This window comes from Ureibacillus aquaedulcis (assembly GCF_030418165.1).
Classification (GTDB): Bacteria; Bacillota; Bacilli; order Bacillales_A; family Planococcaceae; genus Ureibacillus; species Ureibacillus aquaedulcis.
Genome location: NZ_JAUHTQ010000001.1, coordinates 353,944 through 370,247, shown reverse-complemented (window position 1 = coordinate 370,247; position 16,304 = coordinate 353,944). Strand labels below are relative to the sequence as shown.

The window sequence follows — 16,304 nt, the reverse complement described above, 5'->3', positions numbered from 1 at the left end:
TAATATGTCAAGGGAATTATGTGTGCCAGGCATGCACATTAGGCCACAAAAAAATTGCTCCGAAAGAATGCAGATTCTTTTGGAGCAATTTTAATTTAAGATATATTGTAAGTAGGATAATTCCGGTCCGTACCCGAGTTCGGGAATGTCTTTTTCGAAGCTATCAATATATTCCCCATTGCCGATTGTCTCGTAAGTGGCGTCGGTTTTGACTTCGACTCGGTACTTTTCCTGTGAGATTTTTATTTCGACATGTTCCTCGTTGCCTTCGTTTTCTCGAACTACGTCTTGAACTGTACTAAATATTTTCGTACTTAGGGCAGAATCCAGAAGAAGGTAACCTTTTAAAATGGGATCCCCCAGTCTCCCTGGCAGCATTTCATTTAAAGCTTTAATATAGGCTTCTTGTTCCCCGTAATCACTTGCCATATAGCTCTCTTTACGCTCTTCAATTTCATCCCACAAGGGTTCATATTCCAATCCTGCTTCAAGAGCTTTTTGCATCATGTATTCATCGAAATCTTTAATGCCTTCCTCTGTTGCGAACAAAATTTCGCTCGTTGCTGCAAAAGCTCCAAGTTGAGCAGCAGTGGATGCCTGTTGCTTAACCGCATACACCTTGGCAATATTGACAATGACGACTGTCAGGACAATGATGACCGTCATGATCCATAATAAATAAATGGCGGCGCTTCCCTTTTCATTGTTAAGATGCTTCAAGGCTCCTTTAGCTCCCCTGGATTCCACTTGCGATAAAGCGACTTTTTCATTCTCTAACTGCCTCATGGGACAAGCACCTTTCCTGTCGCTTTAGAATCAATGGTTATTGATGCTAGATTAGCAATGCTATCTGGAAGAAAGACGAGTGGGTGTTCTGCTTTGATTTCGATTTCAAAAAGATCCGCATTTCCAGGTACATTTTGAATGAAAACCTGATGATTAGACAGAATAGATGAACTGCCTATCGACTTATTAATTACCTCTTCTGTTTCAAGCCAGTCTCCTGACACCGCATACACCTGTGCCCCATCCGATGCAGCAGATTTTAAACTAATCACGGCATAACCGGAAGCAACGACTTGCCAGAGAAGTAGAAAAAGCAAGAAATATAATGGAAGAATTCCTAAAAATTCAATGGAAAGCGACCCTCTTTCTTCTTTCAGCAGCTTTCTTCCTTTCAACAGAATCGCCTCCTTGGCTAAACAATTTTTAGGCACTATTAAACCTATTAGTATGAAGAACTAGTACCTTGGCTTCTCTAATTCTTTTACTCGCTCAGGTGTTGCCAGCATAATCGGTGCAATCATCAGGAGGAAAATCCCGATGAAAAATAAAATAATCGCCACCGGAGCAAATGGACCGGTCTCCGTCGCATTCATGTAAGCCCAAAGAACTCCACCAGCGATAAAGATAATTCCTCCATACATACCCAAAATCTTTACAAACCACGAATCTCCCGGGTTTACAAAAGCATTGGTTACCGCATCATATTTAATAATCAAGAAACCAACCAATACAAGGGTTACAAGCAGCAATAACCAAAAAAAGATAGATGGATACAGTGCCCTAAAAGCAGGAGACATCATATAGAAAGCAATCCCCAAAAGCATGACAAATGTATGTAACGAAAAGTAGCGCTTACTGTTATTTTTATGGAATAACCAGATTGTATAATTGACTAGTGCAAAAACAGTCGCTAAAGCTATATTGATCCCAACCCATAATCCTGCGTTTTCTTCTGGGATAAAGCTGCATAAAAGCCCTATCACCACATGCAAAAACAACGTAATAAATACACGATTATTCTTAAACTCTACAAAATGAGAATCTTTTTTTCTCAACACATCCGCCTCCTTTTAACAAATATGAGTTAAAGCTTATCGCTCCGAAGTTGAATGTACTTGATTTAATTTAAATTGGATATAAAAAATATGGAAAAAGAAGAGTAAATATTTATTCAGGTATAGATCATATTCCTCTTCCAAACAATCCTTTAATCTAAAAATCGAATAGTAAAGCAACCCTATAAAAAAGAAATTAAATATCGTTTCATAAGATTGAATATTGACGATGCCATACTCACTTAACACCATGGATCCAAACAATTTGATAAATAGAAAAACAAAGGAGAAGATAGTAAAAAACTTCCACCACCCAAAGTAGAGCTTCGTTTTTTGAGAAAATTCCTCAAAACGTTGTTTATGCTGTAAAAACCATACCCCTATGTAAGCCCCAAGTGTAATAAAGGATAAGAGAATCATGAATAATAGATTGAACTTCCTAAAATCCATTACTTCCTGATTTGGATTTAATAATTTTTCCATTGGTTTCATCACCATCTTTCATCAGCAATTAATATAGCTGAATTTTTTCGGAATCTTAATGTTAAGTAGATATAGAAAAAGGGGAAGATAAATATATTTATGATACTGCGGATCAGTAAAAATGCGAGCAGGTTATTATCGTACTGCTCTAAAAACAACAGAACAACTAGCCATATCCCCAAATTAATAAATACGATAACCAAGATGTCTCCAATAAGCGCAATATTCTCCCTTTTAATGGCTTTTGCGGATTGATAGAAAATTTCCTGAATGTTATGACCTTCTGAAAAGAATGGAAAAACTAATAACAAAATCAAAGCGATTACTGTTGGGATAAACAACAAATACATCCCGATAAAGGCAATAAAATATAAAACACTCGAAACAACAAGAAGCAATCCAAATTGCTTACAGAAAAATGCGATGCCATCAGCTGGTTTTACGGTTTCATCCTGTCGATCCACGAGCACCATTTTCACAAAGGGTGGGATACATAAAATAAAATTCAAAAAAATTGCGAGACCTGAAAAGTAATGAGGCGCTATTGAATTTTCGGAACCTGATACATAAATCATGCTTAAAAACGTAATCACTGTTACTGGCAAGATAATAAGTATAGACCAAAATGTTATTTGACTCCAATTACGATTATAAATATCAAGTATTTCACGAATCATGGGAGAACCTCTTCTCTTTTCGTTCTAATAAGAGTGGTGATGTAGGCAAATAGCAAACTAACCAAAACTGCAAGCGACATACTTCTCGCAATTCCATTCGGATCAGTAAATATATAGACATGCAACACAAAATGAGAGAAGAGTATGCTGATGAAGGACATGAAAATAGCTCCTAAATAAGCAGCAGTATAAGGAGTTTCAGTGTTCAATCTAGAGGCAAAAAAGCCCAAGCTTCCATATGTTATGATGGTTTGAATAAAAAGAAAAAGTCCATAATTGCCCAATTGAAAAAAGCCCACTAAAAAGGAAACGATGATTGTCACCAAAAAAGAAGCCCCTACAGCTTGAAAAAACTTAATTGTGTTAAACATTTTTTATACACCTACATTTCTTGTCAATCTTATGTTCTAAGGAGGTATTGTTAAGATAAAGCCAATAGTCAAACAAACGGCTTGAGTATTGCGATTTTCTTATCCACTGCAAGACCTATCTTCAATCAGTGGGATTTCTTTTCGCTGATTGAAGATAAATTATGACAGTGTGTTCATTTATCCCCTAACTAACTAAAAGTCAGGAGTGTATCGGAAATACAATAGTTATCCAAAGCCAAAAAGCTTTTTAGCACCATTTGCCAATCCTTTTATTCCATCGCCTACTTTGCGATATCCTGCACTCAATTTATCGCTGACCCACTGTTTCGCTCTTCGCCCTGGTTCTGTCCCATTGATCAGGTAGGTCGAGACTAAGCCAGCACCCAGGCCGACAACCGCCCCCACAGCTGTTCCTACACCAGGAAATGCTGATCCTGCAACTGCTCCACCTACAGCACTGGAAAGTACGCTTGATAGAGCTGTAGTCCCAGCACCTATTGCAACATCAACTGTTAAATCAGCGGCGAAGTTGGATGATAGTATGCCTGTACTCTTTTTTTCGCCCCAACCATAATCGTAAACACTATTAAAGGCTGATGCGATTATATTCACAGGTCCATTCAGTTTCATCATGTTGGACGGAGCATAAAATTTCTTCGAAAAGACATTAAAACTTTCGTTCAATCCTGTTTTAACACTGCTCCACGTTGTTTTGAAAAAGCTTGATGGCGTACTCCAATTAGTTAAATTCTTGCTTTGGAAAAAACTATCAATCTTATGTGGCCGTGGATTCGCTCCACCAACCGGCATATACGCTTGCCGATTGCCCAAGTCATATTTTTTGAAGCTATTATAGAAATAATCCAGTACCGGATTTTGCACTGCCCGATTACTAACTACCTTATAATTTCCTGATGCCAATTCAGTAAATCTATAACCTGCATAGGTTGCCGTAAGACCTTCAACAAAACTTTTACCAAAGGATGTAATGAAGCGATTTCCGTCTTGTAAAGCCCCCATTATTACCCCAAGTGGTCCTCTTGTTGTATCAGTGGTTGGAACCATCGTATTTAACAATGAAGGGTTGTCACTACTAGAACCACCCTCCCCCGAATCACCAGTGCCTCCTGTATCACCCGATGTCGGACCTTCTCCTCTGGTTGGTGCATCTCCACCTGTTGGACCATCTCCACCTTGACTCGGATCTCCTCCAGTTGGGGCATTCCCGCCAGTCGGGCCATCCCCACCTTGGCCAGATTCTCCTCCAATTGGGGCATTTCCACCAGTTGGACCATTGCCACCTTGAGTCGGATCCCCTCCTGTAATCGAATCACCAGAAGTAGAACCATCTCCTCCATTCAATGCGTCGCCACCAGTGGCACCTTCACCACCATTAGCAGGATCTCCACCTGTGATTGAATCTCCTGACGAGCTTCCGTCACCACCGTTAATCGCATTCCCTCCGGTTGGGCCAGTGCCGTCACCATTTGCGTTTCCACCATTTACCGCCTGCCCGCCGGAAGGACCTTGCCCTCCTGTTATGGCATCGCCCGCTGTAATCGGGTTATTAATTGGTAAGGAGCCTGCAATGTTGGGAATGATCCATTGACCATTGCTGCCTTGATAGGATGGGATTAGTGGCTGGCCTGAAACCGCTGCATTCCCGCCTTGCAAAAATGGTCCTCCTTGATAGGCACTTCCTCCATTCACTGGATCCCCTGGAGCAATCACTTCTCCCGGCATGATGAATTGCCCACCTGTAATCGCCTGTCCTGGCGTGATTGCCTGCCCTGGTGTGATTGCATTCCCTGGTGTTATGAAAAAGGCCATACTTATGGAAGGCATTGCAGACCAGAACAGGACAAAGGCAATCATAAAGATTGCAGAGATTCTGCGAAAGTTGCTTCCTTTCACACTTTCACCTCACTTTCCTTTTTAAGGTGTGTTGCTTGTATTCTGAAGATATTTTTCCTCTAATGCTTTAATGGCTTGGGCATGATTCATCTCATTCATCGCTTTTAACTCATCTCTTAACTTGTCATACTCATCTTCTATCCAAGCATGATAGTCCTTGTTTTTTTGCTGTAGATAGTCATGTGATTCACGGGACATCTTCTCTCGTTCTTGTAATAGATAAGTCAAGGTAAACCCAATTGCTTGCCTTTCATCAACCCATTTACCAAATTCATGGGTATGATAGCTGAATATATCAAGTGCATTATCTGTTTTGTAGAAATCAATCCAGCCTTCTTCGGACGTTTTCCACTGTTTCCACTTCTCCGCTATCTTGCTCGCTTCATTCAGTTGCTCTTGAAGACCTTGAGCATCGGTAACATTTTGATATGTTCCCTCTGTTGCGCCAGCAATCTCCTGCAGTTGTTTTTGGCCTTCTTGGTCCACATTAAAGCCAATGACATTGACGAGCGGCGTAATATCAGAATCATAAAGAGACTTTGCCGTTCCAACCGGGTCATCGTCACAAGTTGATATCCCGTCACTTACTAAGTACACAATATTAGTATTCGTATCGCCCTTAAACGAAGCTAAATCCTTCTGGGCCTCTTTTAAAGCTAATCCAATAGGCGTCCAGCCAGCTGGCGTCACCTTTGAGAGGGATTGCTCAAAATTTGTCGCATTATACGTACTTAGCGGATAAACCAATTCACTGCTACTGCATGACAGTGCTCTATCTTCATTCTTACCGGAACCTTTGTGTCCGTAAATTCGCAAACCGACATTTGCCTCTTCCGGTAAACCTTTCACGAATTCCGTAATTGCATTTTTAGCAGCATCCATGCGTGTTACGCTGCCTTCGCTATTCGCCATACTCCCCGAAGCATCCAGGATTACCATGACATTCAAGTTTTCCTTAAATTGATAGCGCGGATCATCAATCTCTGGACTGCCAATCGCTTGAAATTTGAGTTGCTCGATTAAATCTCCTGGCCCCTCGTAGTCCTGTTGAAATACAGACAATAGCGCTTCATAATAACGATCCAATTCTTCATTTGTTGGATTGTTTGCAATATCTGGAAGATTTTTTGTTAATTCGTCCGTTAACAATTTCCCTTCATCTTCGAGTCTATTAATATATTCCGTATAACCGGAAGGCAACTTTTCGAGTTCCTCTAAAGTTGTTGGAAGGGGAGGTCCCACAATTGCATCCTCATTTGTTTCTTCATTTTCATTTGCTTCATTATCTTCAGGTTTTTCGCTAACTGGTGATTGTTCGTTTATAGTCGAAACATCACTCTGTTCTTTTGCATCGACCTCGTCGGTTGCTTCCTTTGCTTTCTCATTACTACATGCAGCAACAAGCAACATCAATACTAAGATCATTAGTAAACCATAAAGTCTTTGCAATCGCCTCAACTCCTACTATTCAAAAGCACTAAAATCTTATAAGTTGTGCTACTTTTTTATTAAGATATTTTCTAGTTGTTTTACAGCATTTTTGTAGTCTTTTCATTCGTTGCTTTTAAATCGTCCCGAAAACATCGTACTACTCTTCATTCCAATCAGGACGATTTTGTAAATGCCTAGCCTACCATTCCACTAATCTTTTGAATGATATTTCCGATTAAATCTGAGATGGAACCAGATTGACCACTAACAGCCGTTGAGATAATCCCTAATACTAAAATCAATAACGCAGCCAACCCTAACCATTCTAATGATTGTGCACCTTTTTCATTTTTCACTGGCGCCATAAAATTAACTACTAAACTTTGCATATATTTTTTCATGTTTTTTTCTCTCCTTTTATTTTAATAAATCGAAAATCCCGCTATTTTGGTTAAACATATTAATGATCATCAACCCGCCAATCAAGATGAGGGATGAAGGCAGAATCAGAAAGGTTGTAACCAGCGTCACTTTTGGCGAGGCTTTTGCGGCTTTTTCCTTAATCATTTCTTTCTTCAGCTTTCTCATTTCCTCGGCTTGCTGTTTAAAAGAGGCGGCAATCGGGACACCCAATCGCTCCCCTTGAATTAAAGACTTGATTAAAATCTGAAACTCTTTTGATTCATTCCGTTCAAGCAATAATCGGTAAGCTTCCACTCTCGGGACACCGACACTAATTTCTTGAAGAAATCGCTCGAACTCTTCTTTAATGGGCCCTATAAAATACGGCACTATATCCCGCAATGCTTGCGTCAACCCAACACCTGCCTGCAACGTCACACTCATCGTGTCGAGAAAATCGGGTAATTGGTACGATATTTCTGCTTGGCGTGCCTTCGCTTTCGATCGGATCCAAAGAATGGCACTTGCAAATCCGGCGATGGGCAACAGAATGACCATAAACTGCGAAAATGGAAATCTAAGCAACAGCATGATGCCACCCATTAATACACCAATGATGAGCAGGAAAATCTTCAGACCCTGGAATCTTTCAACCGTGATGCCGTATGGGTATCCCGCCTGGATAATCCACTTTTTCACATCCGCATTTTCACTAAAGAAATTTATTCGCTGACCCAGATCTGAAAAATCGTCTGCAAAATGAAGCATTTTCTTTAAGAATTTTTCCTTGCGACTTTCTTTCTTTTGAAAGCCGTCGTATACATACAAAGTGTCGGATACAGTCGTCTTTAGTTCACGGTGCTTTGTTAGATAGACATAGAATGCTCGAAGCGATACGCCAATGAAGAAGACAGTAAGTATGATGGTGATTGCGATAATTCCATCCATTTTGTCACACCCTAATATTTGTAATCTTATTGATGATGAAGAACGTAGCAACAGTTCCTGCAACAAATATTGCAAATAAGATCATCCCAATCCCTGAAAACAGGGCATCGAGGAATCCGTCTACTACATTGTTCATCATCAGGACAAGAAAGATTGGAATGATGGGAACAATGTACGCGATATACTTATGTTCGGCTGTCATCGTTTTAATCTCTTGTTTAAGGAGCTTTCGTTCATCAAGTGTTTGACTCATTTCATCCAGCACGGCATATAAATTTCCGCCTGCCCGCTTTTGAATGAGCAAGGTTGCCGTAAACAGATGGAACTCTTTATTGTCAATACGCTTTTCCAATGTGCGAATGGCGCTCCCGAAATCAATGCCTAATGATAATTCATGAGCCAAGTTTTTAAACTCACTTTTTGCCGGTTCCGCCATCTCCTTTGCGACCAGTTGAATCCCTTGATTTAACGTCATCCCCGATCGTGTGGAATTGGCCAGCAGTCGGCAAATATCAGGCAATTGATCGACCAAGATTTGTCTTCTTCGGTCTTTCCGGATTTTAAACAGCATTCTTCTTCCTGCCTCAAGCAATAAAAGAGACAGAACTAAGGCAATCAAAAGCGGAACACTGAAAAAGTTTACGAGAACAAACAAGATCCCCATGTAAGAAACGAATAGCGCTCCATAAAATTCAGATGGCGTAAATGGAATATTGGCATCCTGCAACTTGGCTTCCATTTCCTTTGCCGTTTCGGTTTGGTCGAATTTCGACCCCCATAGAACGATGACACTTTTTCGTTTTTCCCCTTCACGGTAGAATTGGTGTGTCTTCTTTCTCCATTCCTTCTTTTCTTTTCGATAGCCTAATAGATTATAAAATCCAATGATGAGCAACAGGACTGCTCCTCCTGCTATTACAGCAGCGGTCATACAATCACCTCCTGATGCTGGGGTCTAAAGATGGATTCCGAAATTTCAATGCCGAACATTCGAATGCGTTCCAGACATTTAGGCTTCCTGCCCGTTGGAGTAAAATACCCAATAACATCTCCATCCTCTGACATCCCAATCCGCTTGAAAGTGAAGATCTCAACGATTTCCGAAGAGCCGTCCTCATGTTTTTGCACTTCCGAAATGGACACGATTTTACGTGTACCATCTGTTAACCTTGTTGCTTGGATAATAATGTCCAATGCCCCGACGATAAACTCACGGATAATGGAAGATGGAAGGTCCATCCCCGCCATTACGACCATGGATTCAACACGTCGCAACGCATCATCCGGCGTATTGGCATGGACGGTAGTAATCGATCCTTCGTGACCCGTGTTCATCGCTTGAAGCATATCGAATGCTTCTCCACTACGAACCTCCCCGACGATAATTCGATCAGGACGCATCCGAAGCGCATTTCGTACGAGATTACGGATGGTGATTTCACCTTTTCCCTCCACGTTGGCGGGACGAGCCTCCATCCCTACAACGTTGGAACGATTCAGGCGAAGCTCCGCCGAGTCTTCTATGGTAATTACTCGTTCAAAATGTGGAATCGAGCTTGCCGCAACATTCAGCAATGTCGTTTTCCCGGAACCCGTACCTCCTGAAATAAGCATGTTCATCTTTGCCCTTACAACACAGTCAATGAAAAAGGCCATGTTGTCATCAAGTGAACTAAACTCGAGCAAGTCATCCATTTGGAATGGCTCTGCTCGGAACTTTCGGATGGAAACAAGCGTCCCATTTAGAGACACCGGCGGAATAACTGCATTTACACGGCTTCCATCAGGTAAGCGGGCATCTACCATCGGTGAGCTTTCATCAATCCGACGACCAAGTGGTGCTACAATTCGGTCAACGATATGGCGAACATGTTCATCATCACGGAAAGTAATATTGACTTGTTCAAGTTTCCCTTTTCGTTCCACATGCACTTCGCTATAGCCGTTGATCAGAATCTCTGTAATTGTTGGGTCATTGATCAAAGGCTCAAGCGGCCCTAATCCAACCGACTCATCCAAAATTCGAGTAACAAGGAGCTCCTTATCGTGGCGGGAAATAACTACCCGTTCCTCCGACATAAACTGCGACACATACTGCTCGATTTTCAGCCGCATTTCACCTTGCGAAAGCTGTGTCAATGCCTCCAGATTGGTATCGCGGAGCAAGCGCGTTTTATAATGTTCTACTAGTTCATCTACAAGATGGTTATCGTATTGATAGGAAACAGTCTTCTTTTGTGAAGCCAATTCTTTTCTTCTTTCAAAAATGGAAGCCATCACGATACCCCCTTATGATTTCAAAATTTCCCGAGAAAACTTCCGAATGTCTTTAGCAAAAGGAATAAGCTTCCTTTCCTTTACAACCTTTCGAACCGGCTCCCCCTTGTTGACAAAAGGCTGCAATCCTTTAATGTCCTTTCGAAGAGTCGCCGCAATCGGGTACCGCAGTACATTTTTCAAATCCTTTTCCTGAACTTCATTTTCCTTGGCAATATGGTTTAGGATTACTTCCATTTTCCCGACTAAATTCATGCCGATACGTGCGGCCAATTCTTCATAATGCTTCAAAACACGTAATGCCGGCGTATCCGGTGTCAGTACATAGAAGATTTTATCTGACTCCTCCATCGCAGTGATGACCGAGCCATTCAATGTAGATGGCAAATCAATGATCACATAATCAAAGGCACGCCGAGAGGTTCTTAGTAACTTCGCGACAAATTCTTCTCCTAAAGTTTCCGCCACTTCCGCATCAATCGGGCTCACTAAAATCTCGAGCTTGGAATGCTGCTCCGTTTTAGACACATTACGGATATGGCTTTCATTCAGTTCCTCAATTACTGGTAAAAGATCGGCCACGGAGCGGTTTGATTCAATCGAAAACATTGATTCAACGCCACCATATTGGCCATTCAAATCAATCAAAATGACTTCAGCTGTAGACTCAAGCTTCAGTGTCTGCGCGAGAACGGAAGAAATGACTGATTTTCCGCTGCCACCTTTTCCACTATAGAAAGAGTAAATTTGCCCTCTTCCTCGACCAAAAGAAATGGAGGATCCCGTTTCTCTTGAGTTTTTCGTAATGGAATAATTTTTTACCGTTGTTGGGAATCGACTTGTAAAGAGCGAGGTTTCCTCTGGAAATACAAAGAACTCATCCACTCCTGCACGCATCATATTCCGCAGCAATACAAAGTCTGTTCGATCAGCAATGAAAATGATTAGAACGGAGCTATTGATTTGCTTCATCGATTGAACAAGGTCAATGGCTACATCCGTTTCAGGCTGTGTCATCAAGACAATATCCCTTGTTTCACGATTCATTTCTCGTATCGCGTCGGTTGTAGTGGCAGTGAGCACATTCTCTCCCGTGTTTTCCGCAATCGTTTGAAGCTGCTGACGAAGCAAGCTATCGTCACTAATAATTAATAAATTTAACTTGTTCTCCATACTTGACTCCCCCTCCCCTACGAATTTCCTTCTGAAGATTCAGCTTTCGTTTTTGGGGCTTGCGGTTCTTCAGTATTCGTCTTTGCAGCAGGATCTTTTTTCGTGTTTGTCTCGCCTTCTGGTTTTGTTTCAGTCGATTTTGCTTTAGTCGTTTCTGCAGGAACTTCTTCTTTTGGCTCCTCTGTTGTCTTCTGAGAAACCTCATCCTCCTGCCCAACATTGGCCTTTAGCACACGTATGTATTCTGCATAGTTTTGCATATGGATCAATTTCGTTGCATCCTCGGAAGAAACTTCAACCCCAATCCCGGCGAATTTCTCACCTGTCCCTGATGCAAATGCTACAGCCACATCTTTCATGAATAGCTCAGTACTCTTCTTTCCTTCTTCTTCAATCGATACGACGATGTCCACTCGATCCAGTGCCGCGATTTCCTGGTCAAACTGAATCTTATCTGTTCGGTATAGCGCGACAAGTCGATTATTTTCATCTTGAAGGTTGGAATAACTCTTCAGCATATTTTGCGTAATGATATCCCCTTCCTTTAAAGGAACCACCGATACTTGACCGACAATGTCACTTTTATCTGTAATATGCGATGCTGTCAGGAATTTTTGAGGAATTTCCATTTTGGTTAGTTGACTCGATTGTAGTAATGTACGAGCAGGGATATCTCCATTGGAAACATAAACTTCTACCATCCCTCCAAGCTCTGCATTTAGTTGTTTGACCTTTTCCAATACTAAGTAGCCTGCGACGGCCGCTAAAATAAACGCGAGTAAAAGAAAAATGGCCGCACGTCGTTTTGCCTCTAACACAAGTTCCCCTACCTTCTAATTCACAATTTTTAGTTAAACTTGGCAATTTTTAATGTTTGGTTTGTTAAATGCCATGGTGTACGTATGTAGCTAAAAAAGTATTTCTACTTTCCTAGTGGCGAATGAAACGCCTTTTTACAGTTTTTAGTATAGATAAGTAAAAAAAGTTGTCAAAGGTGGGCGAAATTTCATAGTTGGATTTATAGATAATTGGGCATGAGTAGATAGTTTTGTTATTCAACTTTTATATTTAAATTTTTCCAAGGATATTGTTGGATTTTGTCGAATGAATTGGAAAATGAGGTCAGATGACATATTCTATCGAAGGAAACTATGAAAAAAGTACGATTTTCCATATTTTTTTAGATTTTTGGGTAGTTCGAATTGAAGATATTTGACTTTAAAATACTTGGGATTGAGAGGTATTAAGGGTGGAAGGAAAAAGAGTGAAGAACTATAAAGGTATAATATAGGACGTTTTGAAGGAGATTTGGTTCTCAATTCTGCTATTTATTAATAAAATTCAAAGCGCACAAACTGGTGATCTAACAGCATTTGTGCGCTTTCTTCCTTTTGGAAAATTTCTATTTGATTGAAATGCTTACCGGGTATTCAGCAATTGTCTCCCAAGTATCACCGTTCATGACGATGAGAGTAAGCTCAATGTTTTCATTGAATGTAGGGAAGTCATAGCCTTCATATTCCGAAATCTCCAGGCTTGTGTTTGCCGTTTTCCCTGCTGCAACTGTTTCTGAATAAGCAATCAACGTTTCATCTACCATGACATTGTCTGTAGAAAGTTCTCGTGATTGCACCTCAATCGAATTACCCAGTTTATTGACAACTTGGAACTTGATGGATGCAGTTTGACCAAAAATCTCGTCCTCTTGTGTCGTAGTACCTTGGTACGTAATCGTTACATTTGCATCATCTACAACCACTTCCGATACTTCCTCTTCTGCAGGTGCGGCTTCTTCCCCGCCTTCTGTTTCAGTTCCAGTTTCGTTTTCAGTTGCAGGATCACCGGTTGCTTGCTCCTCGTTCGTTTCTACTGTAGAGTCAACAGCCGTTTCATCATTTCCTCCACAAGCAGCCAGCAACATTGCCCCGATCACTGTTATAAATAGCAGAAAATTTCTCATTGTATATGCACTCCTTTATTAGCTAAATGAACTTCTCTTCTTATCCTGATAAGCTGATAACAATAAAATCACAGCTGTGATAATGTGCATCGCCATCCCTAAAAAAGGAATCCAGGCAACCAAATTTGTCACAATCCCCACAATACTCCCTACTCTGCTTTTGCCTTCTCTTTTACAAACAATTAACGTGGCAATATGAATAATCAACATAACCAGCAAGGGAAAATAAGCTAGGGCAATGATGATTGTTCCCCCAATTAATGGGATTCCCAACAAAGCTTCCAATCCCCCAGAAACCCATTTTAATGTGACGGCCATCTCAATCCTCCTTTTTTAATGCCTTGCCATGCACAGACGATTACGAATTTTGTAATGGCTACCCGATTTTCATTAGCTATTAGATAAAATACAACTGGTTTTAGTATGGACGATTAAAATCAAACCATGTAAAATCATCCCCAAAAGTCCGCTCCAAACAAAAAAAGACCCTTGCACTAAGCAAGGGCCCGATAATATTTAATTTTTAAATTTGAGTGTTAATTCGTTTCAATTAACCCGTATTTTCCGTCACGTCGTTTATAGACGATGTTCGTTGCATCTGATTCTGAATCCGTATAGACGAAGAAATCATGTCCAAGTAGATTCATCTGCAAGATAGCTTCTTCCTGATCCATTGGCTTTAGGTCGAATTGCTTCGTACGTACAACCGTGAACTCCTCGTCCTCTAATGTGGTAGTAGCCGCAGACCCGTTCATCGCTTCTTGTGCAAAGTAGATGCCTGTACTTTCACGGAATTTACGATTGACTTTCGTTTTGTGCTTGCGAATTTGGCGCTCTAGTTTATCGACAATAAGATCAATCGCTGCATACATATCATCATGACGCTCTTCTGCGCGAAGTGTGAGGTTCTTCAAAGGAATGGTTACTTCGACTTTCGTTTGTTTGCCATTGTAAACTTTTAAATTCACGTTTGCGTTAGCATCTACGCCCTCGCTGAAATAACGTTCGATTTTCTCGATCTTGTTTTCAACGTACTCGCGTATCGCTGGAGTTACCTCAATGTTTTCACCACGAATGTTAAAGTTAATCATGTAAACTCCTCCTTTATTACACCTATGTAAATATATATTCGCCATAGGTTCAAAAAATCCTACCACTACTAGAGAATCTTTTTCATCTTTCGACAATTCCATTCACATATTCTTAACAAATAATTTAGAAAAAATTCATCTAACGCGATTGGTTCGGTTAACGGAAATTGTTTACATACAAATTCTTTATGCCATTATATAGGTAAGAACTTACTCAAACTTTGAAAAATTCTAAGCATATGAAACAAAATATGTCGAAAAATTTTTTCTATCGATATGGTTTAGACTGCATTACTTCCTTTTTCCGGCGAAGTTTCATCTCTTTAATAATGAGTTCATCCAGATTCTTTTGAGCTTGAAAAAGGATGCCATATTGATCGCCTCGGCCAAAGGGCTTCCGCCAAACAATTTCCCCAACCGCCTGAATCGTCGTCACATCCAAAACAAATTGCAACTCGATTTGGAGTGCAGCCTTATTTAGGTATTCCCCCAATTTCACCTCCGAAAACATCTTCATCCCCCGAGGACTAATATCTAATATCTGACACGGACAACTATCCAGCGCTGGCAAAGGTTGTCCATTCACCAACAAACGAAAACTCGCCTCGATCGGCTCATTAAAAACAAACCGAAACCCTTCTTATCTTTTAAACTGCATAGGTGTTTCCTCCTAAAAAATTTCCTATTTCCAAGGTAACTAAAGTAGAATCTTCTGTCTATATGACTTTTTACTGTAATTTATTCTGGAATTCTAGGCATAGTGAGATGTAAGCTTTTTATTTAAAAGTATATCTAAATTACTAAATATTAAATTTTTGGCATAAGGAAAGCCTTACACCAAAGTTGATAGATGATGTAAGGCTAGTTTTAATTAAACTTGTTGAGCGTTGCTAAATTGCTGCTGACGTGTAATTTGGATAACTTGCTTCCATGTATCACGGAATTCTGTTGTTAAGCCGATTACTTCTTCGATAATGGCTGTGTCGTTTTTAACGTTAGCTTCGATCAGGCGACGGTTCATGTAGTCGTATAAGGGAAGCATTTGCTTGGATATCTCAATATCCATATTTAAAGTGGACATGAGTTCAGCTATGATAGCTTGAGACTTTAAAATATTTGTATTTTTTTCTTCAATATTTTTATCTGCTATTGCATTTTTTGCCTTTGTTAAGAACTTAAGGCAACCATTGTAGAGCATTAATGTTAATTCACCAGGCGATGCAGTTGTGACACTATTTTGTTTATATGCATTTAATGCAGAATTAGGTGCTGCCAATTTGGGACACTCCTTTAAAGGGATACATACTTTTTTATAATACTATCATTGAACGAATAAGATTGAATATTTGTTGTAAAATATGGCCAAAATCTTACTTTTTCTTATCGTAATACATGCCATCCATTACCTGAACGGAAGAATAAGGATTCATATATTGTCTTTCATTTTTCTTTGAGTTTTGTAAGTCCTTCATATCCTGTTTGACAAGGTTCATAACGTGATCTAGTCGTTCCCGGATATTCTTGTCCAACTGTGCTAAAGTGTTGTGAACTTTATTATTCGCATCTATCACAAAACCTTCACGACTTAACTTCTCAATCAGAGTTCCACGCTCATCCAACATCGCATTAATTTCATCAATATAGATGGAGCGGTCTTCCCCATTTGGTATTTTGGTAAGATGCTTTAATAGTTTAGCGGAAATTTGTAATAACTGTTGTAAATTTTCCATTAATCT

Annotated in this window: 20 protein-coding genes; all 20 read right to left on the bottom strand. The window is 40.2% G+C overall.

Features of this window, described 5'->3' with window-relative positions; translation table 11 throughout:
- Nucleotides 1-90 precede the first annotated feature (90 nt).
- Nucleotides 91-786 carry a pilus assembly protein TadG-related protein gene (locus QYB95_RS01715; protein WP_301136349.1) on the bottom strand — a complete coding sequence of 232 codons (696 nt, stop codon included), beginning with the start codon at nucleotides 784-786 and terminating at the stop codon, nucleotides 91-93.
- The gene (locus tag QYB95_RS01710) at nucleotides 783-1,181 is read right to left on the bottom strand and encodes a TadE/TadG family type IV pilus assembly protein (RefSeq protein WP_301136348.1); all 399 of its coding nucleotides are present in this window, start codon (nucleotides 1,179-1,181) and stop codon (nucleotides 783-785) included. Before QYB95_RS01710 ends, QYB95_RS01715 begins: the two co-directional genes overlap by 4 nt.
- A gap of 60 nt (nucleotides 1,182-1,241) precedes the next feature.
- The gene (locus QYB95_RS01705) at nucleotides 1,242-1,841 is read right to left on the bottom strand and encodes a hypothetical protein (protein ID WP_301136347.1); all 600 of its coding nucleotides are present in this window, start codon (nucleotides 1,839-1,841) and stop codon (nucleotides 1,242-1,244) included.
- 36 nt (nucleotides 1,842-1,877) lie between these two features.
- Nucleotides 1,878-2,324, bottom strand: coding sequence for a hypothetical protein (locus tag QYB95_RS01700; protein WP_301136346.1), 447 nt, complete (start codon nucleotides 2,322-2,324; stop codon nucleotides 1,878-1,880).
- A gap of 8 nt (nucleotides 2,325-2,332) precedes the next feature.
- Nucleotides 2,333-3,001, bottom strand: a complete 669-nt coding sequence (locus QYB95_RS01695; RefSeq protein ID WP_301136345.1) for a hypothetical protein — start codon at nucleotides 2,999-3,001, stop codon at nucleotides 2,333-2,335.
- Nucleotides 2,998-3,372: a hypothetical protein gene (locus tag QYB95_RS01690; protein WP_301136344.1), complete on the bottom strand. Its 375-nt coding sequence runs from the start codon at nucleotides 3,370-3,372 to the stop codon at nucleotides 2,998-3,000. The genes QYB95_RS01695 and QYB95_RS01690 overlap by 4 nt, the downstream gene beginning before the upstream one ends.
- Before the next feature lie 225 nt (nucleotides 3,373-3,597).
- Nucleotides 3,598-5,286 (bottom strand): ICP22 family protein, encoded by a 1,689-nt coding sequence (locus tag QYB95_RS01685; protein WP_301136343.1) that lies wholly within the window; start codon nucleotides 5,284-5,286, stop codon nucleotides 3,598-3,600.
- 21 nt (nucleotides 5,287-5,307) lie between these two features.
- Nucleotides 5,308-6,735, bottom strand: coding sequence for a vWA domain-containing protein (locus QYB95_RS01680; protein WP_301136342.1), 1,428 nt, complete (start codon nucleotides 6,733-6,735; stop codon nucleotides 5,308-5,310).
- 176 nt (nucleotides 6,736-6,911) lie between these two features.
- Nucleotides 6,912-7,118, bottom strand: a complete 207-nt coding sequence (locus QYB95_RS01675) for a hypothetical protein (protein WP_301136341.1) — start codon at nucleotides 7,116-7,118, stop codon at nucleotides 6,912-6,914.
- Between the two features lie 16 nt (nucleotides 7,119-7,134).
- Nucleotides 7,135-8,067 (bottom strand): type II secretion system F family protein, encoded by a 933-nt coding sequence (locus tag QYB95_RS01670; RefSeq protein ID WP_301136340.1) that lies wholly within the window; start codon nucleotides 8,065-8,067, stop codon nucleotides 7,135-7,137.
- A gap of 4 nt (nucleotides 8,068-8,071) precedes the next feature.
- Nucleotides 8,072-8,998 carry a type II secretion system F family protein gene (locus QYB95_RS01665; protein ID WP_301136339.1) on the bottom strand — a complete coding sequence of 309 codons (927 nt, stop codon included), beginning with the start codon at nucleotides 8,996-8,998 and terminating at the stop codon, nucleotides 8,072-8,074.
- Nucleotides 8,995-10,344: a TadA family conjugal transfer-associated ATPase gene (locus tag QYB95_RS01660; protein WP_301136338.1), complete on the bottom strand. Its 1,350-nt coding sequence runs from the start codon at nucleotides 10,342-10,344 to the stop codon at nucleotides 8,995-8,997. The genes QYB95_RS01665 and QYB95_RS01660 overlap by 4 nt, the downstream gene beginning before the upstream one ends.
- 12 nt (nucleotides 10,345-10,356) lie before the next feature.
- Nucleotides 10,357-11,517 (bottom strand): AAA family ATPase, encoded by a 1,161-nt coding sequence (locus QYB95_RS01655; protein ID WP_301136337.1) that lies wholly within the window; start codon nucleotides 11,515-11,517, stop codon nucleotides 10,357-10,359.
- Between the two features lie 17 nt (nucleotides 11,518-11,534).
- Complete coding sequence (cpaB, locus tag QYB95_RS01650) at nucleotides 11,535-12,335, bottom strand: Flp pilus assembly protein CpaB (RefSeq protein ID WP_301136336.1); 801 nt, start codon at nucleotides 12,333-12,335, stop codon at nucleotides 11,535-11,537.
- Between the two features lie 584 nt (nucleotides 12,336-12,919).
- Nucleotides 12,920-13,477, bottom strand: a complete 558-nt coding sequence (locus tag QYB95_RS01645; RefSeq protein ID WP_301136335.1) for a hypothetical protein — start codon at nucleotides 13,475-13,477, stop codon at nucleotides 12,920-12,922.
- A gap of 18 nt (nucleotides 13,478-13,495) precedes the next feature.
- Complete coding sequence (locus QYB95_RS01640; RefSeq protein ID WP_301136334.1) at nucleotides 13,496-13,795, bottom strand: hypothetical protein; 300 nt, start codon at nucleotides 13,793-13,795, stop codon at nucleotides 13,496-13,498.
- A gap of 218 nt (nucleotides 13,796-14,013) precedes the next feature.
- Nucleotides 14,014-14,568, bottom strand: a complete 555-nt coding sequence (hpf, locus tag QYB95_RS01635; protein WP_301136333.1) for a ribosome hibernation-promoting factor, HPF/YfiA family — start codon at nucleotides 14,566-14,568, stop codon at nucleotides 14,014-14,016.
- A gap of 268 nt (nucleotides 14,569-14,836) precedes the next feature.
- The gene (locus QYB95_RS01630) at nucleotides 14,837-15,154 is read right to left on the bottom strand and encodes a PilZ domain-containing protein (RefSeq protein WP_301136528.1); all 318 of its coding nucleotides are present in this window, start codon (nucleotides 15,152-15,154) and stop codon (nucleotides 14,837-14,839) included.
- A gap of 285 nt (nucleotides 15,155-15,439) precedes the next feature.
- On the bottom strand, nucleotides 15,440-15,844 hold the full coding sequence (fliS, locus tag QYB95_RS01625) for a flagellar export chaperone FliS (RefSeq protein WP_301136332.1): 405 nt from the start codon (nucleotides 15,842-15,844) through the stop codon (nucleotides 15,440-15,442).
- A gap of 94 nt (nucleotides 15,845-15,938) precedes the next feature.
- A complete protein-coding gene (gene fliT / locus QYB95_RS01620) occupies nucleotides 15,939-16,298 on the bottom strand; it encodes a flagellar protein FliT (RefSeq protein WP_301136331.1) in 360 nt (119 codons plus the stop codon).
- Nucleotides 16,299-16,304 lie beyond the last annotated feature (6 nt).